Origin of the sequence: Escherichia sp. WS33 (assembly GCF_046486385.1) — a bacterium.
GTDB lineage: Bacteria > Pseudomonadota > Gammaproteobacteria > Enterobacterales > Enterobacteriaceae > ECMA0423.
Window position 1 is genome coordinate 33,362 of record NZ_JBJQLJ010000004.1, and the last position, 25,214, is coordinate 58,575.

Below are 25,214 nucleotides of genomic sequence, written 5' to 3' on the forward strand. Positions count from 1 at the left end.
CCTTCGTTCGCAGGGATTAATGACCAACGAAATTAGGTTTACGTTTTTCGAGGAAAGCGTTCATTCCTTCCTGGTAATCTTCGCTGTCATAAACCGCGCGTCGCATCCCCTGAATACGTTCAAATTCATCGGAGTTCATGGTGTGCGCTTCGCCCAGTACACGCAGCTCTTCTTTGATAACAGCAATGGCTAACGGCGCTTTCTCAGAGATGTGGTGCGCCATTTGTAAGGTGAAATCTTCCAGTTCTTCCACTTCCACAACATGGTTGAGGATGCCGACAGCCAACGCGCGCTGGGCGGTGATTGGCGAAGCGGTAAAAATCAGTTCTTTGACAATGTGGAAGCCCGCGTCGCGGGTCAGGTTGTGAATGCCGACCAGGTTATACGGGACGCCGAGGTTTACAGGCGTCATTGAGAAGGTTGAGGTACTGGCGGCGATAATCAGATCGGAACTCATGATCATTTCAAATGCGCCACCCCAAACACTACCTTCCACCATCGAAATGATCGGTTTCGGGAATTTTTGGATCATGCGGGTGATTTGACGCAATGGATCATCATAGGAGAGCGGATCGCGACCGCCAGACGGCAGTTCGTGAATATCGTGGCCTGCGGAGAAGACTTTGGATCCACTCGGCGCGCGCAAAATGATACAGCGAATTTCCGGCCGGTTGAGATCGCTTAATGCCTGCATAAGATCATCAATAAAGACTTTACTTAAGGCATTAAGTTTGCGGCCATAGTTAAACTCAATGACCGCCACTTTGTTGATAGTGACAACGTTAACATACTGATAAGACATAAAAATTCCTTTAATCAAAATATTGCGTCTGGATAAATTCACTGAGCTGCCGCAGGCCGGTGCGCGGTGAGAGCGTATTGTTTTTGACCGCTAAAAGCGTCTGGCGGTAATAGCGATCGAAATCTTCATTCGCGAACAGGTGATGCAGTACTTCTTCTTCGGTCTGCTTACGCAGCCATTCCACCGATTGTTGTTGCCGCACTTGTTGTAAACGACCACTGGCAGTTAGCGCGGTTTTGAAGTCGATGATGGCGTGCCAGATCTCATCGATTCCACGTTTTTCCAGTGCGCTACAAGTCAGAACCCGTGGCTGCCATTCGTCGTATTTACGTCGCAGAATATGCAGGGCACTCTCGTACATATGCCGGGCAATGGCGACATTGGTATGGTTATCGCCATCGTCTTTGTTGATAACGAGCAGATCAGCCACTTCCATCAGCCCTTTTTTAATGCCCTGCAGATCATCGCCGCCACCGGCAATTTGCAACGAGATAAAACAGTCCACCATGCGGGCGACTTCCGTTTCCGACTGCCCGACGCCAACCGTTTCGACAATCACTACGTCATAACCCGCCGCTTCGCATAACAGCATTAATTCCCGCGCTCGCTGACTGGCACCGCCCAGATGACCGGAGGATGGTACCGGGCGAATAAACGCCGCTTCGGCACGCGCCAGGTCATTCATGCGGGTTTTATCCCCGAGAATGCTACCGCCAGTGACCGGGCTGCTGGGATCGACCGCAATAACCGCGACCTTTAATCCCTCACGAATCAACAACATGCCAAAGGCTTCAAGAAAGGTACTTTTCCCCGCGCCGGGTGTGCCGGTAACGCCCAGTCGCAGGGCGTTACCGCAGTACGGCATAATGGCATCAAGCAGTTGCGTACTTAGCGCCTGATGACTCGGGTGACGGCTTTCCACCAGCGTCATGGCCTGGGCGAGTGTGGCACGCTCACCCTGACGTAAGCGGCGAATACTTTCTGCCAGCGTGGCTTCATTAATCATGATGCTGGCTTATCAGATTCAGTACGTCGCGCACACTCTCGAGCATAGGTGTACCTGGACCATAAATCGCCGCCACGCCGCGCTCTTGCAGGAAGGCGTAATCCTGCGGTGGAATGACGCCACCGGCGACTACGCAGATATCTTCGCGTCCCCATTTTTTCAGCGCTTCGACCAGTTCCGGGATCAGCGTTTTATGACCGGCAGCCAGTGAGGATGCGCCCACTACGTGAACGTCGTTTTCTACGGCCAGGCGGGCGATCTCTTCAGGTGTAGAGAACATCGGGCTTAAATCTACGTCGAAACCGAGATCGGAATAGGCGCTGGCGATCACTTTCGCGCCGCGATCGTGTCCATCCTGGCCCATCTTAGCGATCAGAATGCGCGGGCGACGACCATTGTCGGCAAGGAACTGCTCCGTTTGCGCAACAATGGCATCGAACTCGGAGGCCGATTTCTCAGACTGATGATAGCTTTGCGCAATCACGCCGGTAACACACTGGCTTGGCACCAGATAACGGTCGAAAGCGACTTCCAGCGCATCGGAAATTTCACCCAGGGTGGCGCGAACGCGAGCGGCATTAACAGCGGCAGCCAGCAGGTTTTCGTTATGCTGTGCGGCGTGAGTCAGGGCGTTCAACGCGGCGGTTACGGCGGCATCATCACGGGTGGCGCGAATGCGTTCCAGCGAAGCAATTTGCTCGTTACGCACCATCACGTTGTCGATCTCAAGTACATCGGTTTCGTCTTCGTGATCCAGTTTGTACTTGTTGACACCAACGATGACACGCTTGCCCTGGTCGATCAGCGACTGTTCGCGCGCTGAGGCCTCTTCGATCATTCGTTTTGGCAGACCTGCTTCGATCGCTTTCGCCATGCCACCGGCTTCGTCGATCTGTTGGATAATAGCTCTGGCTTGTTTGACGATTTGATCGGTCAGCGACTCAATGTAATAGGATCCGGCCAGTGGATCGACGGTGCGGCAGAGTTCTGATTCTTCCTGGATGATGATCTGGGTGTTGCGGGCAATGCGTGCTGAGAAATCGGTAGGCAAACCAAGCGCTTCGTCAAAGGCGTTGGTATGCAGTGACTGAGTACCGCCCAGCGTCGCAGCCAGCGCTTCAATGGTGGTGCGGATAACGTTGTTATACGGATCCTGTTCAGTCAGGCTCCAGCCTGAGGTCTGGCAGTGGGTACGCAGCGCCAGTGATTTCGGATCCTGTGCGCCAAATCCACTGACCGCTTCGCTCCATAAATAACGTGCCGCACGCAACATGGCGACGTTCATAAACAGATCCATGCCGATACCGAAGAAGAACGACAGGCGAGGAGCGAAGTCATCAATTTTCAGTCCGGCAGAGATTGCTGCTTTGATGTACTCAATCCCATCAGCGAGCGTAAATGCTACCTGCTGCACGCAGTTGGCACCCGCTTCACCCATGTGGTAACCGCTGATACTGATGGTATTAAATCGCGGCATGTTGCCGGAACACCAGGCGATGATGTCGGCGATAATGCGCATTGACGGTTTTGGCGGGTAAATATAGGTGTTGCGGCAGAGGTACTCTTTGAGGATATCGTTCTGAATGGTGCCGGTCAGTTTATCAGGTGTAACACCTTGCTCTTCTGCGGCGACGATATAAAACGCCAGTACTGGTAGCACTGCGCCATTCATGGTCATCGAAACCGACATTTTATCCAGCGGGATCTGGTCGAACAGGACTTTCATATCTTCCACGGTGTCGATAGCGACGCCCGCTTTGCCGACGTCACCCGCCACGCGTGGGTTATCGGAGTCGTAGCCACGGTGGGTGGCAAGGTCAAACGCAACGGAAAGACCTTTTTGCCCGGCGGCCAGGTTACGGCGATAAAAAGCGTTGGACTCTTTTGCTGTTGAAAAACCAGCATACTGACGGATGGTCCACGGTTGGGCGGTATACATAGTGGCACGCGGGCCACGAACGTAGGGCGGCAAACCAGGAAGGGTACCTGTCACCTCCAGATTATCGAGATCGGCTTCGGTATACAGCGGCTTGATGGCGATCCCTTCCGCGGTTTGCTGAACCAGCGAGTCGACAGTTTTCTCCCGACGGCTCAATTCCTTGTTGGCAAGCTGTTGCCACTCCTGCTCGTTAGACATTATTTGCTCCGTAAAACGCAATCAAAATGAGGGTATTTGCGCTTACGGTGAGCTTTTTACGTGGGTTTGTCGCCAGCAAAAAAAATGCATTCAGACGTCGTTTTTTGCCGCCTGAGATTTGTCTATTTTGTGATGTGATTCAAGGAATACAAAAAGAAGTGAGGATAACGCCTGATATGTGCTATCAGGCATTATTTGATGGATTAATCCTGACGAAGGACTTTGTGACCATAATCGAGCAACGCATCAGTGACTTTACGCATCATGCGGCTTTCAGGAGCAAAGCGGTGCCAGTAGAGCATCCGGCGTTGAAATAGCCCCGGCGTTAAGTCAATCAGTTCACCGCTGGCCAGTTCTTTCTCGATTTGCAGGTGCGGGATCATACAGCAGGTGGTGCCCTGGCGAGCAAGTTGTACGAACGCTTCTGAAGAATTAACGATATGGCAGGGCACGCTGCCTGGAGGCAGATCGAAGTTTTGCTGCAAAAAGGCCTGGTGCATATCGTCAAGATGGTCAAACGCGACCACTGGCGCTTTCAGTAATGCCGAACGCGTTACGCCGTTAGGGAAATATTTTTCGGCAAAGGGTTTTGAGCTGACGAACAGATAGTCGAGCGCACCAAGTTTATCGACAAGACAGCTCGGCAGCGCCTGATGTTGAATACTCACCGCGCCGACCACTTCGCCGCGGCGCAGACGTTCCTGAGTGCGGGTTTCATCTTCTACCTGCAAGTTGAGGCGGATAGGCGAATCAGCCAACACAGGAGCCAGTGCAGGAAGCAACCACGTCGCCAGACTGTCGGCGTTGACCGCCAGTGAAAGCAGCAGCGGAGTCGAACCGGTTTGTTCATCGCCCAGCCACTCTTCTTCCAGCAACTCCACCTGGCGCAGCAGTGCCAGCAGTTTTTGCCCTTGTTCCGTCGGGCGCGGCGGTACGGTACGCACCAACAGCGGCTGCCCGAACATATTTTCCAGTTGCTTAATGCGCTGTGAGACGGCTGATTGTGTAATGCACAGCTTTTGTGCCGCGCGCTCAAATCCTCGTTCACGTATCACCGCATCCAGTGCCTGTAATGTTCTGTAGTCCGGGCGTTTCATTGCTGTTGTCTGCTCCTGGTAAATGCTTTTTCCTGCACTATGACACAATTTTGTGTCAGGTTGCATATACCGAAGCCGTCGGCGGGTAACATTTGTATTCGTGGTTAAACGCGCAGCTTAAAAGATCAGGGATTTGCGCTAATGCATTTCGCTCAGCGAGTTCGCGCCCTGGTTGTGTTGAATGGCGTGGCGTTATTGCCTCTGTTCGCACCGTGGAGCGGCATACCCAGACCGTTGTATGCTTTATTTGCGGGGCGAAAGGGGATGCCCGCCATTGCGCGATATTTTATGGATGAGTTAACCACGCGGCTTGCCAACGGGGTCTGAATCGCTTTTTTTGTATATAATGCGTGTGAAATTTCATACCACAGGCGAAACGATCATGACGCAGGATGAATTGAAAAAAGCAGTAGGATGGGCGGCACTTCAGTATGTTCAGCCCGGCACCATTGTTGGTGTAGGTACAGGTTCCACCGCCGCACACTTTATTGACGCGCTCGGTACAATGAAAGGCCAGATTGAAGGGGCCGTTTCCAGTTCAGATGCTTCCACTGAAAAACTGAAAAGCCTCGGCATTCACGTTTTTGATCTCAACGAAGTCGACAGCCTTGGCATCTACGTTGATGGCGCAGATGAAATCAACGGCCACATGCAAATGATCAAAGGCGGCGGCGCGGCGCTGACCCGTGAAAAAATCATTGCTTCGGTTGCAGAAAAATTTATCTGTATTGCAGACGCTTCCAAGCAGGTTGATATTCTGGGTAAATTCCCGCTGCCAGTAGAAGTTATCCCGATGGCACGTAGTGCAGTGGCGCGTCAGCTGGTGAAACTGGGCGGTCGTCCGGAATACCGTCAGGGCGTGGTGACCGATAATGGCAACGTGATCCTCGACGTCCACGGCATGGAAATCCTTGACCCGATAGCGATGGAAAACGCCATAAATGCGATTCCTGGCGTGGTGACTGTTGGCTTGTTTGCTAACCGTGGCGCGGACGTTGCGCTGATTGGCACACCTGACGGTGTCAAAACCATTGTGAAATGATCTGACGGGGGAACCTCCCCCGTTAAAAAAATTCTCTTCATTAAATTTGGTGACATGTGTCACGCTTTTACCAGGCAATTGTCGATTGCTCTAAATAAATCCTCTAAACCAGCATATTCATCCAAGAATTACCTTTGCGTGATATTTCCTCAACATCGCGACGCAAACGTTCATATTGCCGCAATATTATTTTTTGATATGTTGAAAGGCGGATGCAAATCCGCACACAACATTTCAAAAGACAGGATTGGGTAAATGGCAAAGGTATCGCTGGAGAAAGACAAGATTAAGTTTCTGCTGGTAGAAGGCGTGCACCAAAAGGCGCTGGAAAGCCTTCGTGCAGCTGGTTACACCAACATCGAATTTCACAAAGGCGCGCTGGATGATGAACAATTAAAAGAATCCATCCGCGATGCCCACTTCATCGGCCTGCGATCCCGTACCCATCTGACTGAAGACGTGATCAACGCCGCAGAAAAACTGGTCGCTATTGGCTGTTTCTGTATCGGAACAAACCAGGTTGATCTGGATGCGGCGGCAAAGCGCGGGATCCCGGTATTTAACGCACCGTTCTCAAATACGCGCTCTGTTGCGGAGCTGGTGATTGGCGAACTGCTGCTGCTATTGCGCGGCGTGCCGGAAGCCAATGCTAAAGCGCACCGTGGCGTGTGGAACAAACTGGCGGCGGGTTCTTTTGAAGCGCGCGGCAAAAAGCTGGGTATCATCGGCTACGGTCATATTGGTACGCAATTGGGCATTCTGGCTGAATCGCTGGGAATGTATGTTTACTTTTATGATATTGAAAACAAACTGCCGCTGGGCAACGCCACTCAGGTACAGCATCTTTCTGACCTGCTGAATATGAGCGATGTGGTGAGTCTGCATGTACCAGAGAATCCGTCCACCAAAAATATGATGGGCGCGAAAGAGATTTCGCTAATGAAGCCCGGCTCGCTGCTGATTAATGCCTCGCGCGGTACTGTGGTGGATATTCCGGCGCTGTGTGATGCGCTGGCGAGCAAACATCTGGCGGGGGCGGCAATCGACGTATTCCCGACGGAACCGGCGACCAATAGCGATCCATTTACCTCTCCACTGTGTGAATTCGACAACGTCCTTCTGACGCCACACATTGGCGGTTCGACTCAGGAAGCGCAGGAGAATATCGGCCTGGAAGTTGCGGGTAAATTGATCAAGTATTCTGACAATGGCTCAACGCTCTCTGCGGTGAACTTCCCGGAAGTCTCGCTGCCACTGCATGGTGGTCGTCGTCTGATGCACATCCACGAAAACCGTCCGGGCGTGCTAACTGCGCTGAACAAAATCTTCGCCGAGCAGGGCGTCAACATCGCCGCGCAATATCTACAAACTTCCGCCCAGATGGGTTATGTAGTTATTGATATTGAAGCTGACGAAGACGTTGCCGAAAAAGCGCTGCAGGCAATGAAAGCTATTCCGGGTACCATTCGCGCCCGTCTGCTGTACTAATTCCCCTTCTCTGAAAATTAACGGGCAGGTCACTGACTTGCCCGTTTTTTTATCCCTTCTCCACACCGTTGCCGCGTTGCGCATTCTACTTTGCGAGTCTGCTCCAGAAAATAAATCAAAGTCAGATCAATGCGTTGTGTTTATTTAATGGGGATTTACGATGGCGGGACAGCATGGGGCTGTAACGGTAAAGCCCTCACCGAAGCGAGGGCTTAAAGGAGAAGGGTTATGATGCGACTTGTCATCATACTGATTGTACTGTTACTGATAAGTTTCGGAGCTTATTAACAGTCAGTCTCAGGGGAGGAGTCATCCTCCCTTACCCTTACTCACTAAATTAGGTCAAAGAATCAACGATGTCAATCAGGGCGATGCGGGGTGCATCGCCCTGAACCGAACTTTTTGATAGCCACTTCATCGCCCACGTTTACTGCCGTAATAGATCCTTTTTCCCAAAAATTATCTCTGTTTTGCATGGGGTTTTTCGAGCACGCTCGAAGAAAAGATTTAAAGGTAGATCAATGCGTTGTGGTTATTTAAAGAGAGCTTACGATAGCTGGGCAGCATGGGGCTGTAACGGTAAAGCCCTCACCGAAGCGAGGGCTTGAAGGAGAAGGGTTATGATGCGACTTGCCATCATACTGATTGTACTGTTACTCATAAGTTTCCCAGCTTATTAACAGTCAGTCACAGGGGAGGAGCAATCCTCCCTTACCCTTACTCACTAAATTAGGTTAAAGAATCAACGATGTCAATCAGGGCGATGCAGGTGTATCGCCCTTACCACTCCCAGACTTTCGACGGTGTAACCACCGCAGGAAGAGGGATATCCCACTCTTCAACGGGGAGTTTTTCCACCAACTGACAATCATGCGCATAACCCACCGGTTGCGTTTTATAGTGCTGCCAGTTTTGTAAGGTCCGATCATAAAAACCACCGCCCATTCCCAGGCGCTGACCGTACTCATCAAAGGCGACCAGCGGTGTGATCAGCACGTCTAATCGGGAAAGGGGTAGCACGTCACGCACATCCAGTTTTGGCTCATGGATCTTCAACCTGTTCATCACCAGTTCGCTTTGCGGATGGTAATTCAGGAACAGCAAATTACCGGCACTAAAGGGATGCAAAACTGGAAGATATACGCGCTTACCGGCGCGCCAGAGTTGTTCTATTAGCGGCTGGGTGTCGAGTTCACCATCAAAAGAGAGGAATACAGCGACCGTATGCGCCATCACCACCGGGGGATAAGTCATCATCCGGGTAGCGGCTTGTTGACCCATTTCCTGCTGTTGTTCCGGCGTTAACGCACGACGACGTTGCCGAATCATTTTGCGGATTTCTTGTCGGGATAATGTCAGTGGGAGTTCTGGTAGTTGCGTCATGGCTGGTGCCAGATAAGAAGGGAATCTCCGAGATGCCGCCGCAGGCTGTAACCCTTGAACCCTTGGTTCAAGGTGAATGTGTCGTCGCAGTTTTAAGGCTTCTCGGACGGACCGAGCATGCTCACCAACCGCGGAGCGCCACATTCTTGTGGTATGAAATATCGGCTCAGGGGACTGGCCCGCTTGCGAACATCTCAGAGAAATTTTGTCTTCACGGTTACTCTACCACAGTAAACCGAAAAGTGTCATTCAAAGTTTTGGTTAGTTTTTTCGGTGATGCGACCTTGTTCAAGTAACGCTTGTTCTATGGTCTGCTGCAGCATCCGAATACGCTGTTCCATACTTGCCGCGTAGTCACGAGTCTTCGCTTTTTCTTGCGCTAACTCATAGCTGATATTCAATGCGGCAATGAAGACCAACTGTTCAGTATTTGTGACTCTAGTGCGTTCTTTCAGATCTTGCAACCGTTGGTTCAGATCGTCCGCTGCCTGATTCAACGCATCCCTTTGGTCAGGCGGGCAGTTCACACGCAGTGAACGGCCAAAAATTTGGATATCGACGGGTTGTGCAGACATGCCACCTTCCTGCTGATTGACTGCGCTGCCTTCGTCTTTAGACCCATGGTCTGCGAAGGGGCGACACTATAGCTACCCTGATGAGAAGAGACAAGCCCTTTTCTGGTCCACCAGGGCCCAAAGTGGTAGCATATCATGAATATTCCTCCCTTTGACGACGAATGCTTATGTCTATACAGAACGAAATGCCTGGTTACAACGAAATGAACCAGTATCTGAACCAACAAGGGACGGGTCTGACCCCTGCTGAGATGCATGGTTTAATCAGTGGGATGATATGTGGCGGTAACGATGACAGCTCATGGCTACCGCTACTTCACGACCTGACGAACGAAGGCATGGCTTTCGGTCATGAGCTGGCACAGGCACTGCGTAAAATGCACTCTGGCACCAGCGATGCCCTGCAGGATGACGGCTTCCTTTTTCAGCTTTATCTGCCTGATGGCGATGATGTCAGCGTTTTCGATCGGGCTGATGCATTGGCAGGTTGGGTCAATCACTTCCTGCTTGGTCTTGGCGTTACGCAACCGAAGCTGGATAAAGTGACCGGCGAAACCGGTGAAGCTATCGACGATCTGCGTAACATTGCGCAACTGGGTTACGACGAAGACGAAGATCAGGAAGAGCTTGAAATGTCGCTTGAAGAGATCATCGAATACGTTCGTGTTGCCGCGCTGTTATGCCACGACACCTTTACTCATCCGCAACCGACCGCGCCAGAAGTACAAAAACCGACTCTACACTAAAAACAAAAAACGTAAGGAGAGTGTTATGAGTGAGATATCCCGGCAAGAGTTTCAGCGTCGCCGTCAGGCCCTGGTGGAGCAAATGCAACCCGGCAGCGCCGCGCTGATTTTTGCTGCACCAGAAGTAACACGTAGCGCCGACAGCGAATACCCCTATCGTCAGAACAGTGACTTCTGGTACTTCACCGGCTTTAACGAACCGGAAGCGGTGCTGGTGCTGATTAAAAGCGATGACACTCATAACCACAGCGTTCTGTTTAACCGCGTTCGCGACCTGACGGCGGAGATCTGGTTTGGCCGTCGCTTAGGCCAGGATGCCGCGCCAGAGAAACTGGGCGTTGACCGCGCACTGGCATTCAGCGAAATCAATCAGCAACTTTATCAACTACTTAACGGCCTGGATGTGGTTTACCATGCCCAGGGCGAATATGCATATGCTGATGAAATCGTGAACAGTGCGCTGGAAAAACTGCGTAAAGGTTCGCGGCAAAATCTCACCGCACCGGCAACGATGATCGACTGGCGTCCTGTTGTTCATGAAATGCGCCTGTTCAAATCGCCAGAAGAGATTGCCGTACTCCGCCGCGCGGGAGAAATCACCGCCCTGGCACATACCCGGGCGATGGAAAAATGCCGTCCGGGAATGTTCGAGTACCATCTGGAAGGCGAAATTCACCACGAATTTAACCGCCACGGTGCGCGCTATCCTTCCTATAACACCATTGTCGGCAGCGGTGAAAACGGCTGCATTTTGCACTACACCGAAAACGAGTGTGAACTGCGTGACGGTGACCTGGTGTTGATTGACGCGGGTTGTGAATACAAAGGTTACGCTGGCGATATTACCCGCACCTTCCCGGTCAACGGCAAATTCACTCAGGCCCAGCGTGAAATCTACGACATTGTGCTGGAGTCTCTCGAAACCAGCTTGCGCCTGTATCGTCCGGGAACTTCCATGCAGGAAGTCACCGGTGAAGTGGTGCGCATCATGGTTAGCGGCCTGGTAAAACTCGGCATTCTGAAAGGTGATGTTGATGAACTGATCGCTCAGAACGCCCATCGTCCTTTCTTTATGCATGGCCTTAGCCACTGGTTAGGGCTAGATGTCCATGACGTTGGCGTTTATGGTCAGGATCGCTCGCGCATTCTGGAACCGGGGATGGTACTGACCGTAGAGCCTGGTCTGTATATCGCGCCGGATGCGGATGTGCCAGAACAATATCGCGGTATCGGCATTCGTATTGAAGACGACATTGTGATTACCGAAACCGGCAACGAAAACCTCACCGCCAGCGTGGTGAAAAAGCCGGAAGAAATCGAAGCGTTGATGGCAGCTGCGAGAAAGCAATGAGCGTAATCATCGTCGGTGGCGGCATGGCGGGCGCGACGCTGGCGCTGGCTATTTCCCGGTTAAGTCACGGGGCGTTGCCGGTACATTTGATTGAAGCGACTGCGCCAGAGTCACATGCTCATCCGGGCTTTGATGGACGAGCGATAGCGCTGGCGGCGGGTACCTGTCAGCAACTGGCGCGCATCGGCGTTTGGCAATCTCTGGCGGATTGCGCAACTGCCATCACCACCGTGCATGTCAGCGATCGTGGTCACGCTGGATTTGTCACCCTCGCCGCAGAAGATTACCAACTGGCGGCGCTGGGACAGGTTGTCGAATTGCACAATGTCGGGCAACGGCTGTTTGCATTGCTGCGTAAAGCACCTGGCGTAACGCTGCATTGCCCTGATCGCGTGGCTAACGTTGCCCGTACTCAGAGTCACGTTGAAGTGACGCTGGAGAGTGGCGAGACGCTGACGGGCCGCGTGCTGGTAGCCGCTGATGGCACCCATTCAGCGTTAGCCACCGCGTGCGGCGTTGACTGGCAGCAGGAGCCTTACGAACAACTGGCAGTGATTGCCAACGTTGCTACTTCTGTTGCGCACGAAGGCCGCGCTTTTGAACGCTTCACGCAACATGGCCCGCTGGCGATGTTGCCGATGTCTGACGGACGCTGTTCGCTGGTCTGGTGTCATCCACTGGAACGGCGCGAAGAGCTGCTGTCGTGGAGTGACGAGAAGTTTTGCCGTGAACTCCAGTCGGCCTTTGGCTGGCGACTTGGAAAAATTACCCACGCCGGTAAACGCAGTGCTTATCCGCTGGCGTTAACCCGCGCCGCCAGAGCTATTACCCATCGTACCGTGCTGGTGGGCAATGCGGCGCAAACTCTGCACCCGATTGCCGGGCAAGGGTTTAACCTCGGTATGCGAGATGTCATGAGCCTTGCGGAAACCCTGACTCAGGCGCATGAGCGCGGAGAAGACATCGGTGATTACGGCATATTGTGCCGCTATCAGCAGCGTCGACAGAGCGATCGCGAAGCAACCATTGGCGTCACGGACAGCCTTGTACATCTTTTTGCCAACCGTTGGGCACCGCTGGTTGTCGGGCGCAACATCGGACTGATGACGATGGAATTATTCACCCCGGCACGCGATGTGCTGGCGCAGCGCACCCTCGGTTGGGTGGCGCGTTGAAGGCGGTTTTAAGGAATAAACAATGCAAAGTGTTGATGTAGCCATTGTTGGCGGCGGCATGGTGGGGCTGGCGGTTGCCTGCGGCTTACAGGGGAGCGGCTTACGCGTTGCCGTACTGGAGCAGCGCGTACCGGAACCTCTGGCGGCGGATGCACCACCACAACTGCGCGTTTCGGCTATCAATGCCGCCAGCGAAAAATTACTCACCCGTCTTGGCGTCTGGCAGGACATTCTCTCTCGTAGGGCTAGTTGTTATCACGGTATGGAAGTGTGGGACAAAGACAGTTTTGGTCACATTTCGTTTGACGATCAAAGCATGGGCTATAGCCATCTTGGGCATATCGTTGAAAACTCAGTGATTCACTACGCGCTGTGGAGCAAAGCGCAGCAGGCGTCAGATATCACCCTGTTGGCCCCCGCAGAATTACAGCAGGTCGCCTGGGGAGAAAATGAAACTTTCCTGACGCTGAAAGATGGCAGCATGTTAACGGCGCGTCTGGTGATTGGCGCGGACGGCGCTAATTCCTGGTTGCGCAACAAAGCAGATATTCCGCTGACTTTCTGGGATTATCAGCATCACGCGCTGGTAGCGACCATTCGCACGGAAGAACCGCATGATGCGGTGGCGCGGCAGGTTTTCCATGGCGAAGGCATTCTGGCCTTTTTACCGCTTAGCGATCCGCATCTTTGCTCGATTGTCTGGTCACTGTCGCCAGAGGAAGCGCAGCGGATGCAGCAGGCAAGTGAAGACGAATTTAATCGCGCGTTAAATATCGCTTTTGATAATCGCCTGGGCTTATGCAAGGTTGAGAGCGCGCGTCAGGTGTTCCCACTGACGGGGCGTTATGCGCGCCAGTTTGCCGCGCACCGTCTGGCGCTGGTGGGCGACGCCGCGCATACCATTCACCCGCTGGCGGGGCAGGGGGTAAATCTTGGCTTTATGGATGCTGCAGAGCTGATTGCTGAACTGAAACGGTTGCATCGTCAGGGTAAAGACATCGGGCAGTACATTTATCTGCGTCGCTATGAGCGTAGCCGCAAGCACAGTTCGGCGCTGATGCTGGCTGGTATGCAGGGATTCCGCGATCTGTTTTCCGGTACCAATCCGGCGAAAAAACTGCTGCGTGATATTGGTTTGAAACTGGCCGACACGCTTCCTGGCGTTAAACCACAACTCATCCGCCAGGCAATGGGATTAAACGATTTGCCTGAATGGCTGCGTTAAAAATTTCTCTTCTGTTGTTTATTTGATACCCATCACACTTTCATCTCCCGGTTTTTTCGCCGGGAGATTTTCCTCATTTGAAATAAACTAATTTCACCTCCGTTTTCGCATTATATTTTCTAATGCCATGATTTTTTGATTTAGTGTTTTTTGACATTTTTTTAGTTCTTAATATTGCCTTATTCAAATTAACTTTCTAATGGCATCATCTTTATATAGAAACTAGTGTGTTTTTTGGTTTTTTATTCTGTCGCGATTTTGGCGTTTTTTAACCATAAGCTAATGTGATGATCAATTTTACCTTATGGTTAACAGTCTGTTTCGGTGGTAAGTTCAGGCAAAAGAGAACGATTGCGTTGGGGACCGGGAGTGGCTCCGATGCTGGGTTTCGTGGTGATAATTTCACCATGAAAAGTTGTCAGCCCCGCTTATTCAATGAGGACAAGATGGCACAACAGACTCCTTTGTACGAACAACACACGCTTTGCGGCGCTCGCATGGTGGATTTCCACGGCTGGATGATGCCGCTGCATTACGGTTCGCAAATCGACGAACATCATGCGGTACGTACCGATGCCGGAATGTTTGATGTGTCACATATGACCATCGTCGATCTCCGCGGCAGCCGCACCCGGGAGTTTCTGCGTTATCTGCTGGCGAACGATGTGGCGAAGCTCACCAAAAGCGGCAAAGCCCTTTACTCGGGGATGTTGAATGCCTCTGGCGGTGTGATAGATGACCTCATCGTCTACTACTTTACTGAAGATTTCTTCCGCCTCGTTGTTAACTCCGCCACCCGCGAAAAAGACCTCTCCTGGATTACCCAACACGCTGAACCTTTCGGCATCGAAATTACCGTTCGTGATGACCTTTCCATGATTGCCGTGCAAGGGCCGAATGCGCAGGCAAAAGCTGCCACACTGTTTAATGACGCCCAGCGTCAGGCGGTGGAAGGGATGAAACCGTTCTTTGGCGTGCAGGCGGGCGATCTGTTTATTGCCACCACTGGTTATACCGGTGAAGCGGGCTATGAAATTGCGCTGCCCAATGAAAAAGCGGCCGATTTCTGGCGTGCGCTGGTGGAAGCGGGTGTTAAGCCATGTGGCTTGGGCGCGCGTGACACGCTGCGTCTGGAAGCGGGCATGAATCTTTATGGTCAGGAGATGGACGAAACTATTTCTCCTTTAGCCGCCAACATGGGCTGGACTATCGCCTGGGAACCGGCAGATCGTGACTTTATCGGTCGTGAAGCCCTGGAAGTGCAGCGTGAGCATGGTACAGAAAAACTGGTTGGTCTGGTGATGACCGAAAAAGGCGTGCTGCGTAATGAACTGCCGGTACGCTTTACCGATGCGCAGGGCAACCAGCATGAAGGCATTATCACCAGCGGTACTTTCTCCCCGACGCTGGGTTACAGCATTGCGCTGGCGCGCGTGCCGGAAGGTATTGGCGAAACGGCGATTGTGCAAATTCGCAACCGTGAAATGCCGGTTAAAGTGACAAAACCTGTTTTTGTGCGTAACGGCAAAGCCGTCGCGTGATTTACTTTTTTGGAGATTGATTGATGAGCAACGTACCAGCAGAACTGAAATACAGCAAAGAACACGAATGGCTGCGTAAAGAAGCCGACGGCACTTACACCGTTGGTATTACCGAACATGCTCAGGAGCTGTTAGGCGATATGGTGTTTGTTGACCTGCCGGAAGTGGGCGCAACGGTTAGCGCGGGCGATGACTGCGCGGTTGCCGAATCAGTAAAAGCGGCGTCAGACATTTATGCGCCAGTAAGCGGTGAAATCGTGGCGGTAAACGACGCACTGAGCGATTCCCCGGAACTGGTGAACAGCGAACCGTATGCAGGTGGCTGGATCTTTAAAATCAAAGCCAGCGATGAAAGCGAACTGGAATCACTGCTGGATGCGACCGCATACGAAGCATTGTTAGAAGACGAGTAACGGCTTTATTCCTCTTCTGCGGGAGAGGATCAGGGTGAGGAAAATTTATGCCTCACCCTCACTCTCTTCGTAAGGAGAGAGGTTCACAATTCACTGCACGTTTCAGGAACCATCGCTCATGACACAGACGTTAAGCCAGCTTGAAAACAGCGGCGCTTTTATTGAACGCCATATCGGACCGGACGCCGCGCAACAGCAAGAAATGCTGAATGCCGTTGGTGCACAATCGTTAAACGCGCTGACCGGCCAGATTGTGCCGAAAGATATTCAGCTTGCGACCCCGCCGCAGGTTGGCGCACCGGCGACCGAATACGCCGCACTGGCAGAACTCAAGGCTATTGCCAGTCGCAATAAACGCTTCACGTCTTACATCGGCATGGGTTACACCGCCGTGCAGCTACCGCCGGTTATCCTGCGTAACATGCTGGAAAATCCGGGCTGGTATACCGCGTACACTCCGTATCAACCTGAAGTCTCCCAGGGCCGCCTTGAAGCACTGCTCAACTTCCAGCAGGTAACGCTGGATTTGACTGGACTGGATATGGCCTCTGCTTCTCTTCTGGACGAGGCCACCGCTGCCGCCGAAGCAATGGCGATGGCGAAACGCGTCAGCAAACTGAAAAATGCCAACCGCTTCTTCGTGGCTTCCGATGTGCATCCGCAAACGCTGGATGTGGTCCGTACTCGTGCCGAAACCTTTGGTTTTGAAGTGATTGTCGATGACGCGCAAAAAGTGCTCGACCATCAGGACGTCTTCGGCGTGCTGTTACAGCAGGTAGGCACTACCGGTGAAATTCACGACTACACTGCGCTTATTAGCGAACTGAAATCACGCAAAATTGTGGTCAGCGTTGCCGCCGATATTATGGCGCTGGTGCTGTTAACTGCGCCGGGTAAACAGGGCGCGGATATTGTTTTTGGTTCGGCGCAACGCTTCGGCGTGCCGATGGGCTACGGTGGCCCACACGCGGCATTCTTTGCGGCGAAAGATGAATACAAACGCTCAATGCCGGGCCGTATTATCGGTGTATCGAAAGATGCAGCTGGCAATACCGCGCTGCGCATGGCGATGCAGACTCGCGAGCAACATATCCGCCGTGAGAAAGCGAACTCCAACATTTGTACTTCCCAGGTACTGCTGGCAAACATCGCCAGCCTGTATGCCGTTTATCACGGCCCGGTTGGCCTGAAACGTATCGCTAACCGCATTCACCGTTTGACCGATATCCTGGCGGCAGGCCTGCAACAAAAAGGTCTGAAGCTGCGCCATGCGCACTATTTCGACACTCTGTGTGTGGAAGTGGCCGACAAGGCGGGCGTACTGGCGCGTGCCGAAGCGGCTGAAATCAACCTGCGTAGCGATATCCTGAACGCGGTTGGGATCACCCTTGATGAAACCACCACGCGTGAAAACGTAATGCAGCTTTTCAGCGTGCTGCTGGGCGATAACCACGGGCTGGAGATCGACACGCTGGACAAAGACGTGGCTCACGACAGCCGCTCTATTCAGCCTGCGATGCTGCGCGACGACGAAATCCTCACTCATCCGGTGTTTAATCGCTACCACAGCGAAACCGAAATGATGCGCTATATGCACTCGCTGGAGCGTAAAGATCTGGCGCTGAATCAGGCGATGATCCCGCTGGGTTCCTGCACCATGAAACTGAACGCCGCCGCCGAGATGATCCCAATCACCTGGCCGGAATTTGCCGAACTGCACCCGTTTTGCCCGCCGGAACAGGCTGAAGGTTATCAGCAGATGATTGCGCAGCTGGCTGACTGGCTGGTGAAACTGACCGGTTACGACGCCGTTTGTATGCAGCCGAACTCCGGCGCACAGGGCGAATACGCGGGCCTGCTGGCGATTCGTCATTATCATGAAAGCCGCAACGAAGGGCATCGCGATATCTGCCTGATCCCGGCTTCTGCGCACGGAACTAACCCCGCTTCTGCACATATGGCAGGAATGCAGGTGGTGGTTGTGGCGTGTGATAAAAACGGCAACATCGATCTGACTGATCTGCGCGCGAAAGCGGAACAGGCGGGCGATAACCTCTCCTGTATCATGGTGACTTATCCTTCTACCCACGGCGTGTATGAAGAAACGATCCGTGAAGTGTGTGAAGTCGTGCATCAGTTCGGCGGTCAGGTTTACCTTGATGGCGCGAACATGAACGCCCAGGTTGGCATCACCTCGCCGGGCTTTATTGGCGCGGACGTTTCGCACCTCAACCTGCATAAAACTTTCTGCATTCCGCACGGCGGTGGTGGTCCGGGTATGGGACCGATCGGTGTGAAAGCGCATCTGGCACCGTTTGTACCGGGTCATAGCGTGGTGCAAATCGAAGGCATGTTAACCCGTCAGGGCGCAGTTTCTGCGGCACCGTTCGGTAGCGCCTCTATCCTGCCAATCAGCTGGATGTACATCCGCATGATGGGCGCAGAAGGGCTGAAAAAAGCAAGCCAGGTGGCAATCCTCAACGCCAACTATATTGCCAGCCGCCTGCAGGATGCCTTCCCGGTGCTGTATACCGGTCGCGACGGTCGCGTGGCGCACGAATGTATTCTCGATATTCGCCCGCTGAAAGAAGAAACCGGCATCAGCGAGCTGGATATTGCCAAGCGCCTGATCGACTACGGTTTCCACGCGCCAACGATGTCGTTCCCGGTGGCGGGTACGCTGATGGTTGAACCGACTGAATCTGAAAGCAAAGTGGAACTGGATCGCTTTATCGACGCGATGCTGGCTATCCGCGCAGAAATTGACCAGGTGAAAGCCGGTGTCTGGCCGCTGGAAGATAACCCGCTGGTGAACGCGCCGCACATTCAGAGCGAACTGGTCGCCGAGTGGGCGCATCCGTACAGCCGTGAAGTTGCGGTATTCCCGGCAGGCGTGGCAGACAAATACTGGCCGACGGTGAAACGTCTGGATGATGTTTACGGCGACCGTAACCTGTTCTGCTCCTGCGTACCGATTAGCGAATACCAGTAATTCACTGATTCGACTATTTTCTAAAGGCGCTTCGGCGCCTTTTTAGTCAGATGACAAAGTACAAAAGTGCTCAGACAGTCCCCTCGCCCCTTTGGGGAGAGGGTGAGGGGAACAGGCCGGCACTGGCGCGAATATTTACCCTCACCCCGGCCCTCTCCCTGAAAGGGCGAGGGGGAAAAGCGTGCCAACATTGAAGATTGAGCCAGTTTGTTAGCAATCTCAAAGATACGTCAACGAATGAATTTTTCTCGGAAAAACAAATGGCTATAGCACTTGTGACCGGTGGCAGTCGCGGCATCGGGCGGGCAACTGCATTACTGTTGGCGCAAGAAGGGTATACGGTGGCGGTTAATTATCAACAAAACCTCCACGCGGCGCAGGAAGTGATGAACTTAATAACGCAAGCCGGTGGCAAAGCATTCGTGCTCCAGGCGGATATCAGCGACGAAAACCAGGTCGTTGCGATGTTTACAGCAATCGATCAGCACGATGAACCGCTAGCAGCGCTGGTCAATAACGCCGGGATCTTGTTTACCCAGTGCACCGTTGAAAACCTTACCGCAGAGCGAATCAACCGAGTACTTTCCACCAACGTGACGGGATATTTTCTCTGCTGCCGCGAGGCGGTAAAACGCATGGCGCTTAAAAATGGTGGCAGTGGCGGCGCTATCGTCAATGTCTCTTCGGTGGCCTCACGGTTGGGTTCGCCAGGGGAATATGTTGATTACGCGGCATCGAAAGGGGCGATTGATACGTTAACCACCGGACTATCGCTGGAAGTCGCCGCGCAGGGGATCCGGGTTAACTGCGTGCGGCCAGGGTTTATTTATACCGAAATGCACGCCAGCGGCGGCGAGCCTGGACGCGTCGATCGCGTTAAGTCGAACATCCCCATGCAGCGTGGTGGACAGGCAGAAGAGGTCGCGCAGGCCATTGTCTGGCTACTAAGTGATAAAGCCTCTTACGTCACGGGAAGTTTTATCGATTTGGCGGGCGGGAAATAAAACAGGGAAGTTGTCTGACCGGATGCAACAAGTATTGCATCCGGTACTTCATCGACTTAAAGCTTCTCGCCGTTGCTGGCAATCACCTCTTTGTACCAGTTAAAGCTCTTCTTACGTGAACGCGACATATCGCCAGTACCGTCGTCATGTTTATTCACATAGATAAAGCCGTAGCGTTTGCTGTACTGCCCGGTGGTGAACGATACGCAGTCGATGCAGCCCCACGGTGTGTAGCCCATCAGATCCACACCATCGTAAGTCACTGCTTTTTTCATCTCTTCAATATGGGCGCGCAGGTAGTCAATGCGGTAGTCGTCGTTGATGCTGCCATCTTCTTCCACTTTGTCGTAAGCGCCAAAACCGTTTTCGACAATAAACAGCGGCCTCTGATAACGCTCATACAGTTCGCAAAGGGCATAGCGCAGACCTACTGGATCAATCTGCCAGCCCCAGTCAGACGCTTTAACATACGGGTTCGGTACGCTGCCTTCAAAACCAGAGATCGCATCGCCGGTGCCGCCTTCGGCCTTCACTGCGTTGGTCATGTAATAGCTGAAACCAAGATAATCGCAGGTGCCTTCACGCAGTACATCGAGATCGCCGTCTTCCATTTTGATGTTAAATCCGCGACGCTCCCACTCGTTCAACACATAGGACGGGTAATAGCCGCGTAGCTGCACATCGGTAAAGACGTAGCGTTCGCGCATCGACTCCTGAGCGAACATCACATCGTCCGGGTTACAGCAGTAGGGATAGAGCGGCACCATCGCCAGCATACAGCCGACTTTCATCTCCGGGTTAATGCGACGCGCAGCTTTCACCGCCAGGGCGCTGGCGACAAACTGGTGATGCAGCACCTGATACATCGTCTCTTCCGGGTTCTCATGCTCGGTATAAACCACGCCGGAGCAGCAGTAACCGAACAGCGGTGCACGCCAGTTACGCTGGTTGTTAATTTCGTTGAAGGTCATCCAGTATTTGACTTTATGCTTATAGCGTTCAAACACCACTTCCGCGAAACGGACAAAGAAATCAACCACTTTACGGTTGGTCCAGCTACCGTATTGCTGCACCAGATGCAGCGGCATTTCAAAGTGGGAGAGGGTGATCACCGGTTCGATGTTGTATTTCAGCAGTTCATCGAACATATCATCGTAGAACTTCAGCCCTTCTTCGTTTGGCTGAGCTTCATCACCTTTTGGAAAAATACGCGTCCAGGCGATGGAAGTCCGAAAACATTTGAAGCCCATTTCGGCAAATAGCTTGATGTCTTCCTTGTAGTGACCATAAAAATCAACGGCTTCATGGTTTGGATAGTATTTGCCTGGCAAGACTTCTTTGGTGATTTCGCGCGGCACGCCGTGTGCGCCACCGGTCAGAACGTCACAAATGCTCGGCCCTTTGCCGCCTTTGTTCCAGCCGCCTTCGACCTGATGAGCGGCAACTGCGCCGCCCCATAAGAAATCTTTCGGTAAGGTGAGTTTTTTCACTATCATAGGCTCCAGATGAATCAATTCTTACAGGAAATAGTACCATGCAGCCAAACGACATCACTTTTTTTCAACGTTTCCAGGATGACATTCTGGCTGGACGTAAAACCATCACCATCCGCGACGAATCTGAATCGCACTTTAAAACGGGCGATGTGCTGCGCGTTGGGCGCTTTGAAGATGATGGCTATTTTTGCACCATCGAAGTCACCGCAACCTCAACCATAACGCTGGAGACGCTGACGGAAAAACATGCAGAGCAGGAAAATATGACCCTGCCTGAACTGAAAAAGGTCATTGCCGACATCTATCCCGGCCAGACACAGTTTTATGTGATTGAATTTAAATGCCTTTAAATTGAACTCACGCCTGTTAGTTGAAATTTCGCATTTAATTTCATGATTTTTCGGAGATTAGTCCAAAATCAGAATTTATTTTAGCTAACAGGTGTTCACTGGAACTATTCTCAGTTACGCTGGAGAGGTATACATGTGCGTGTACGTTTCTCCGGAGTAAGTTATGGTTCAGAAGCCCCTCATTAAGCAGGGATATTCGCTGGCAGAGGAAATTGCCAACAGCGTCAGTCACGGCATTGGGCTGGTGTTTGGTATCGTTGGGCTGGTGTTGCTACTGGTTCAGGCGGTGGATCTCAATGCCAGCGCCACGGCGATAACCAGTTATAGCCTATATGGCGGCAGTATGATCCTGCTGTTCCTCGCTTCGACGCTCTATCACGCCATTCCCCATCAACGGGCAAAAATGTGGCTGAAGAAATTTGACCATTGCGCCATTTACCTGTTGATTGCCGGAACCTATACACCGTTTTTGCTGGTGGGGTTAGATTCTCCGTTAGCGCGCGGATTGATGATTGTTATCTGGAGCCTGGCATTGCTGGGGATTCTGTTCAAACTGACCATCGCGCACCGATTTAAAATTTTATCTCTGGTGACTTATCTGGCGATGGGCTGGTTGTCGCTGGTGGTAATTTATGAAATGGCAGTTAAGCTCGCGGCAGGCAGCGTTACCTTACTGGCGGTAGGCGGCGTGGTTTATTCGCTCGGGGTGATTTTCTATGTCTGCAAACGCATTCCGTACAATCATGCCATCTGGCACGGCTTTGTACTCGGCGGTAGTGTGTGCCACTTTCTGGCGATCTATTTGTATATTGGGCAGGCGTAATTGCTGTGCCTTTGTCTGCATGAAAAGACACATCAGTGTCGCTTCAGGCAATAGATGCCCGAAGCGATATAGAAATTTACTCTTCGAGCGAATACGGCAGCGGCTCGATATGCAGTGTATTTGCATCGTCGCGCACGCGGAAGATGCTGTCCGGTTCCATATCGTTATTCATCACCACCTGCACCACGACCTGACCATCTTCCAGTTTGACCGCAGCCAGCACCGTACCGGTACGACGCCAGTTTTCGCCCATTTTCAGCTCTAAGTCTTCACCTGCTTCTGGCAGTCGGCTGGCGCTACCTGCCAGTAACCAGAGCGCACGTTTGTTGGCACCGCGGAATTTGGCCCGCGCCACCATCTCTTGTCCGGTATAACAGCCTTTCTTAAAGCTGATACCGCCCAGCGCCTGGAGATTGGTCGCCTGTGGGATAAACTGCCCGCTGTTGGCGGCATCAATCACCGGGAAACCCGCTTCAATGTTTAATGCCAGCCACTGTTGGCTATTGTTCAGTTCCGCTTCACCGCGCAGTTTATCGGTCAGCATATTAGCAGTAGCTTCATCGGTTACGATCAGGAAACGTTCTGCCGGGTGTTCAAACCATAGCAAAGTGGTCGCGCCTTCTTTGACTACCTGTTTTTCTTTCGAAGGCAGTTCGCTAAAGAGATTTGCCAGCGCGGCGCGCGCCTGAAAACCGGCAACACCAAGCAGCACACGCTCGTCGTCTGGCGCGATGGTCACTTTAGAGAATACCGCATATTTTTTCAGTTCAGTCAGCTGCGGTTCACGCACGCTGCGCCGTTCAATCCATGCAAAGCCATCGCCGTCGCGGAACAGACGTAAATTGCTCCACATTTTACCTTTGGCGTCGCAATGGGCGGCGAGCAGGTGCTGATCTTCTGCCATCTGGCTGACATCTGCTGTCACCTGACCCTGCATATATTTTTCGCTGTCCGCGCCAGTAATGGTGGCAAGCGCCCAGTCATCAAGCGTCATCAGCGTCAGCGGTAAACGGGCAGAAGCCGTAGGCTGACGGGGAGGAAAAGGTGTAAAAGCCATAATAGAGTCCTGAGTTGCTTAACGGCGTATTAATGACTAATGGTAAAAGAGCTATGAGGCAATGCAAGTGCTTTCACTACGCGATCTGTGCCTTCTGCGAGGCGACTTCCAAAAAAATGAAGCCATTGAATTGTTGTGAATTAATTTCGCGATCGCGATGGTGTTTACTGATATTCCCGTAAAAGAAGGCGAAAAACACGTTACAATAGCCGGGTACTGGATTTTCGTGAGACAGGAAGAAGATGGACATTAACAACAAAGCCCGCATTCATTGGGCATGCCGCCGTGGTATGCGCGAACTCGATATTTCAATCATGCCGTTTTTCGAACATGAGTACGACAGCTTAAGCGATGACGAAAAACGCATCTTTATTCGTCTGCTGGAATGTGACGATCCGGACCTGTTTAACTGGCTGATGAATCACGGTAAACCGGCCGATGCAGAACTGGAAATGATGGTCCGACTCATCCAGACACGGAACCGGGAACGTGGTCCTGTGGCAATCTGATTTGCGCGTCTCCTGGCGCGCACAGTGGCTTTCCTTGCTGATTCATGGGCTGGTTGCCGCTGTTATTTTACTCATGCCCTGGCCACTCAGTTACACCCCGTTATGGATGGTGTTACTTTCGCTGGTGGTGTTTGATTGCGTTCGCAGCCAGCGGCGTATTAATGCTCGCCAGGGGGAAATTCGCTTGTTGATGGACGGGCGTTTGCGTTGGCAAGGGCAGGAGTGGTGCATCGTCAAAGCACCGTGGATGATTAAGAGCGGCATGATGCTGCGTTTACGTTCTGATGGCGGTAAACGGCAACATTTATGGCTGGCAGCCGACAGCATGGACGAAGCCGAATGGCGGGATTTACGGCGGATTTTGTTGCAACAAGAGACGCAAAGATAAAGATGACGGCAAAGCATATGCGCTAAGCCGTCAGTGAGATCAGGCGTAATGCTCTGCCATTTCGTTGAGGATTTGCTCGCACCAGCTCTGAATACGCTCGTCGCTAAGGTCATACTGGTTAGTTTCATCCAGCGCCAGACCCACGAACAGTTGCCCGTCAGCAATCACCGGTTTCGGGCTGGTAAATTCATATCCTTCCGTTGGCCAGTAGCCGACGAACTTCACGCCTTTGGTCGAGAGTTTGTCATGCAGCATACCGAGCGCATCGAGGAACCACTCGCCGTATCCCAGTTGATCGCCAAGCCCATACAGCGCAACAATTTTACCTTCAAGGTTCAGGTCGTCGAGCTGATCCCAGACGGCTTCCCAGTCTTCCTGGATTTCACCAAAATCCCAGGTCGGGATACCCAGAATGAGCACATCGTACTGCTCCATTAATTTCGGGGAGTCGTCCTTGAGGTTATGTAAGGTCACCAGTTCTGGGCCGATAATATCGCGGATTTTTTCTGCCGCCATTTCGGTGTAACAGGTGCTGGAACCGTAAAAAAGACCCATATTCATAACGTAAGCTTCTCGATTCTGCTGTGGCTTTTGCGGCTAGTGTATCAGAATCG

General features: G+C 52.4%; 27 protein-coding genes and 1 other RNA gene. 17 read left to right on the top strand and 11 right to left on the bottom strand.

All coding sequences use genetic code 11. The features are described 5' to 3' along the window. Positions 1-16: 16 nt before the first annotated feature. From scpB to argP, 4 genes are all read right to left on the bottom strand, one after another. On the bottom strand, positions 17-802 hold the full coding sequence (gene scpB / locus ACJHXA_RS04825; protein WP_000122080.1) for a methylmalonyl-CoA decarboxylase: 786 nt from the start codon (positions 800-802) through the stop codon (positions 17-19). Between the two features lie 10 nt (positions 803-812). Then, positions 813-1,808, bottom strand: coding sequence for a methylmalonyl Co-A mutase-associated GTPase MeaB (gene meaB / locus ACJHXA_RS04830; RefSeq protein WP_000606536.1), 996 nt, complete (start codon positions 1,806-1,808; stop codon positions 813-815). Continuing rightward, positions 1,801-3,945 (bottom strand): methylmalonyl-CoA mutase, encoded by a 2,145-nt coding sequence (gene scpA / locus ACJHXA_RS04835; RefSeq protein WP_000064239.1) that lies wholly within the window; start codon positions 3,943-3,945, stop codon positions 1,801-1,803. Before scpA ends, meaB begins: the two co-directional genes overlap by 8 nt. Positions 3,946-4,148: 203 nt before the next feature. Beyond that, positions 4,149-5,042 carry a DNA-binding transcriptional regulator ArgP gene (gene argP, locus ACJHXA_RS04840; protein ID WP_000828351.1) on the bottom strand — a complete coding sequence of 298 codons (894 nt, stop codon included), beginning with the start codon at positions 5,040-5,042 and terminating at the stop codon, positions 4,149-4,151. 141 nt (positions 5,043-5,183) lie between these two features. Between argP and ACJHXA_RS04845 the strand changes: the two genes are divergently transcribed. The 5 genes from ACJHXA_RS04845 (at position 5,184) to ACJHXA_RS04865 (ending at position 8,252) form a co-directional block, all read left to right on the top strand. After that, positions 5,184-5,369: a hypothetical protein gene (locus ACJHXA_RS04845; RefSeq protein WP_000545299.1), complete on the top strand. Its 186-nt coding sequence runs from the start codon at positions 5,184-5,186 to the stop codon at positions 5,367-5,369. A 55-nt stretch (positions 5,370-5,424) separates the two neighbouring features. Next, a complete protein-coding gene (rpiA, locus tag ACJHXA_RS04850; protein ID WP_000189743.1) occupies positions 5,425-6,084 on the top strand; it encodes a ribose-5-phosphate isomerase RpiA in 660 nt (219 codons plus the stop codon). A 255-nt stretch (positions 6,085-6,339) separates the two neighbouring features. Then, positions 6,340-7,572 carry a phosphoglycerate dehydrogenase gene (gene serA, locus ACJHXA_RS04855; RefSeq protein ID WP_001151604.1) on the top strand — a complete coding sequence of 411 codons (1,233 nt, stop codon included), beginning with the start codon at positions 6,340-6,342 and terminating at the stop codon, positions 7,570-7,572. Between the two features lie 228 nt (positions 7,573-7,800). Continuing rightward, positions 7,801-7,860 (top strand): type I toxin-antitoxin system toxin IbsC, encoded by a 60-nt coding sequence (gene ibsC / locus ACJHXA_RS04860; protein ID WP_071524576.1) that lies wholly within the window; start codon positions 7,801-7,803, stop codon positions 7,858-7,860. 332 nt (positions 7,861-8,192) lie between these two features. Further along, positions 8,193-8,252 (top strand): type I toxin-antitoxin system Ibs family toxin, encoded by a 60-nt coding sequence (locus ACJHXA_RS04865; protein ID WP_001387035.1) that lies wholly within the window; start codon positions 8,193-8,195, stop codon positions 8,250-8,252. A 100-nt stretch (positions 8,253-8,352) separates the two neighbouring features. Here ACJHXA_RS04865 and ACJHXA_RS04870 read toward each other — a convergent pair whose 3' ends face one another. The 3 genes from ACJHXA_RS04870 to zapA all read right to left on the bottom strand — a co-directional run bounded on the left by ACJHXA_RS04870 (position 8,353) and on the right by zapA (position 9,530). Continuing rightward, positions 8,353-8,955, bottom strand: coding sequence for a 5-formyltetrahydrofolate cyclo-ligase (locus ACJHXA_RS04870; RefSeq protein WP_000192748.1), 603 nt, complete (start codon positions 8,953-8,955; stop codon positions 8,353-8,355). A 20-nt stretch (positions 8,956-8,975) separates the two neighbouring features. Next, positions 8,976-9,159, bottom strand: a non-coding RNA gene (ssrS, locus tag ACJHXA_RS04875) — 6S RNA. A gap of 41 nt (positions 9,160-9,200) precedes the next feature. Further along, positions 9,201-9,530 carry a cell division protein ZapA gene (gene zapA, locus ACJHXA_RS04880; RefSeq protein WP_001276008.1) on the bottom strand — a complete coding sequence of 110 codons (330 nt, stop codon included), beginning with the start codon at positions 9,528-9,530 and terminating at the stop codon, positions 9,201-9,203. A 167-nt stretch (positions 9,531-9,697) separates the two neighbouring features. On the opposite strand from zapA, the gene ygfB reads away from it, so the two are divergent. Genes ygfB through ubiI form a run of 4 tightly spaced genes read left to right on the top strand, consistent with a single transcriptional unit; the run spans position 9,698 to position 14,027 of the window. Then, positions 9,698-10,276: a UPF0149 family protein YgfB gene (gene ygfB, locus ACJHXA_RS04885; RefSeq protein ID WP_001367089.1), complete on the top strand. Its 579-nt coding sequence runs from the start codon at positions 9,698-9,700 to the stop codon at positions 10,274-10,276. Between the two features lie 25 nt (positions 10,277-10,301). After that, complete coding sequence (pepP, locus tag ACJHXA_RS04890; RefSeq protein ID WP_001290117.1) at positions 10,302-11,627, top strand: Xaa-Pro aminopeptidase; 1,326 nt, start codon at positions 10,302-10,304, stop codon at positions 11,625-11,627. Further along, positions 11,624-12,802, top strand: a complete 1,179-nt coding sequence (ubiH, locus tag ACJHXA_RS04895; RefSeq protein WP_000111192.1) for a 2-octaprenyl-6-methoxyphenyl hydroxylase — start codon at positions 11,624-11,626, stop codon at positions 12,800-12,802. Before pepP ends, ubiH begins: the two co-directional genes overlap by 4 nt. A 22-nt stretch (positions 12,803-12,824) precedes the next feature. Beyond that, entirely contained in the window at positions 12,825-14,027 is a 1,203-nt protein-coding gene (ubiI, locus tag ACJHXA_RS04900; RefSeq protein ID WP_001192202.1) for an FAD-dependent 2-octaprenylphenol hydroxylase, read from the top strand. A 73-nt stretch (positions 14,028-14,100) separates the two neighbouring features. Here the strand turns inward: ubiI and ACJHXA_RS04905 are convergent, their stop codons facing one another. Then, positions 14,101-14,184 carry a hypothetical protein gene (locus ACJHXA_RS04905; protein ID WP_122985416.1) on the bottom strand — a complete coding sequence of 28 codons (84 nt, stop codon included), beginning with the start codon at positions 14,182-14,184 and terminating at the stop codon, positions 14,101-14,103. A 289-nt stretch (positions 14,185-14,473) separates the two neighbouring features. Between ACJHXA_RS04905 and gcvT the strand changes: the two genes are divergently transcribed. From gcvT to ACJHXA_RS04925, 4 genes are all read left to right on the top strand, one after another. Further along, positions 14,474-15,568 (top strand): glycine cleavage system aminomethyltransferase GcvT, encoded by a 1,095-nt coding sequence (gene gcvT, locus ACJHXA_RS04910; RefSeq protein WP_000068701.1) that lies wholly within the window; start codon positions 14,474-14,476, stop codon positions 15,566-15,568. A gap of 23 nt (positions 15,569-15,591) precedes the next feature. Further along, a complete protein-coding gene (gcvH, locus tag ACJHXA_RS04915; RefSeq protein WP_001295377.1) occupies positions 15,592-15,981 on the top strand; it encodes a glycine cleavage system protein GcvH in 390 nt (129 codons plus the stop codon). A 118-nt stretch (positions 15,982-16,099) separates the two neighbouring features. Further along, on the top strand, positions 16,100-18,973 hold the full coding sequence (gene gcvP / locus ACJHXA_RS04920; protein WP_000195050.1) for an aminomethyl-transferring glycine dehydrogenase: 2,874 nt from the start codon (positions 16,100-16,102) through the stop codon (positions 18,971-18,973). A gap of 260 nt (positions 18,974-19,233) precedes the next feature. Continuing rightward, positions 19,234-19,977 (top strand): SDR family oxidoreductase, encoded by a 744-nt coding sequence (locus tag ACJHXA_RS04925; protein WP_000951964.1) that lies wholly within the window; start codon positions 19,234-19,236, stop codon positions 19,975-19,977. Positions 19,978-20,033: 56 nt separating this feature from the next. Here the strand turns inward: ACJHXA_RS04925 and bglA are convergent, their stop codons facing one another. Then, positions 20,034-21,467 carry a 6-phospho-beta-glucosidase BglA gene (gene bglA / locus ACJHXA_RS04930; protein WP_001363803.1) on the bottom strand — a complete coding sequence of 478 codons (1,434 nt, stop codon included), beginning with the start codon at positions 21,465-21,467 and terminating at the stop codon, positions 20,034-20,036. A gap of 44 nt (positions 21,468-21,511) precedes the next feature. Between bglA and yqfB the strand changes: the two genes are divergently transcribed. Next, positions 21,512-21,823 (top strand): N(4)-acetylcytidine aminohydrolase, encoded by a 312-nt coding sequence (gene yqfB / locus ACJHXA_RS04935; RefSeq protein WP_001182944.1) that lies wholly within the window; start codon positions 21,512-21,514, stop codon positions 21,821-21,823. A 163-nt stretch (positions 21,824-21,986) separates the two neighbouring features. Next, complete coding sequence (gene trhA, locus ACJHXA_RS04940) at positions 21,987-22,646, top strand: PAQR family membrane homeostasis protein TrhA (protein ID WP_000250274.1); 660 nt, start codon at positions 21,987-21,989, stop codon at positions 22,644-22,646. 76 nt (positions 22,647-22,722) lie between these two features. Here trhA and ygfZ read toward each other — a convergent pair whose 3' ends face one another. Next, positions 22,723-23,703: a tRNA-modifying protein YgfZ gene (gene ygfZ, locus ACJHXA_RS04945; RefSeq protein WP_000886062.1), complete on the bottom strand. Its 981-nt coding sequence runs from the start codon at positions 23,701-23,703 to the stop codon at positions 22,723-22,725. A 242-nt stretch (positions 23,704-23,945) separates the two neighbouring features. Between ygfZ and sdhE the strand changes: the two genes are divergently transcribed. Both sdhE and ACJHXA_RS04955 read left to right on the top strand, forming a co-directional pair. Beyond that, positions 23,946-24,212, top strand: coding sequence for an FAD assembly factor SdhE (sdhE, locus tag ACJHXA_RS04950; protein ID WP_000354046.1), 267 nt, complete (start codon positions 23,946-23,948; stop codon positions 24,210-24,212). Continuing rightward, the gene (locus ACJHXA_RS04955) at positions 24,193-24,600 is read left to right on the top strand and encodes a protein YgfX (RefSeq protein WP_000244772.1); all 408 of its coding nucleotides are present in this window, start codon (positions 24,193-24,195) and stop codon (positions 24,598-24,600) included. The genes sdhE and ACJHXA_RS04955 overlap by 20 nt, the downstream gene beginning before the upstream one ends. A gap of 39 nt (positions 24,601-24,639) precedes the next feature. Here the strand turns inward: ACJHXA_RS04955 and fldB are convergent, their stop codons facing one another. Next, positions 24,640-25,161 (bottom strand): flavodoxin FldB, encoded by a 522-nt coding sequence (gene fldB / locus ACJHXA_RS04960; protein ID WP_001055874.1) that lies wholly within the window; start codon positions 25,159-25,161, stop codon positions 24,640-24,642. Positions 25,162-25,214: the final 53 nt, after the last annotated feature.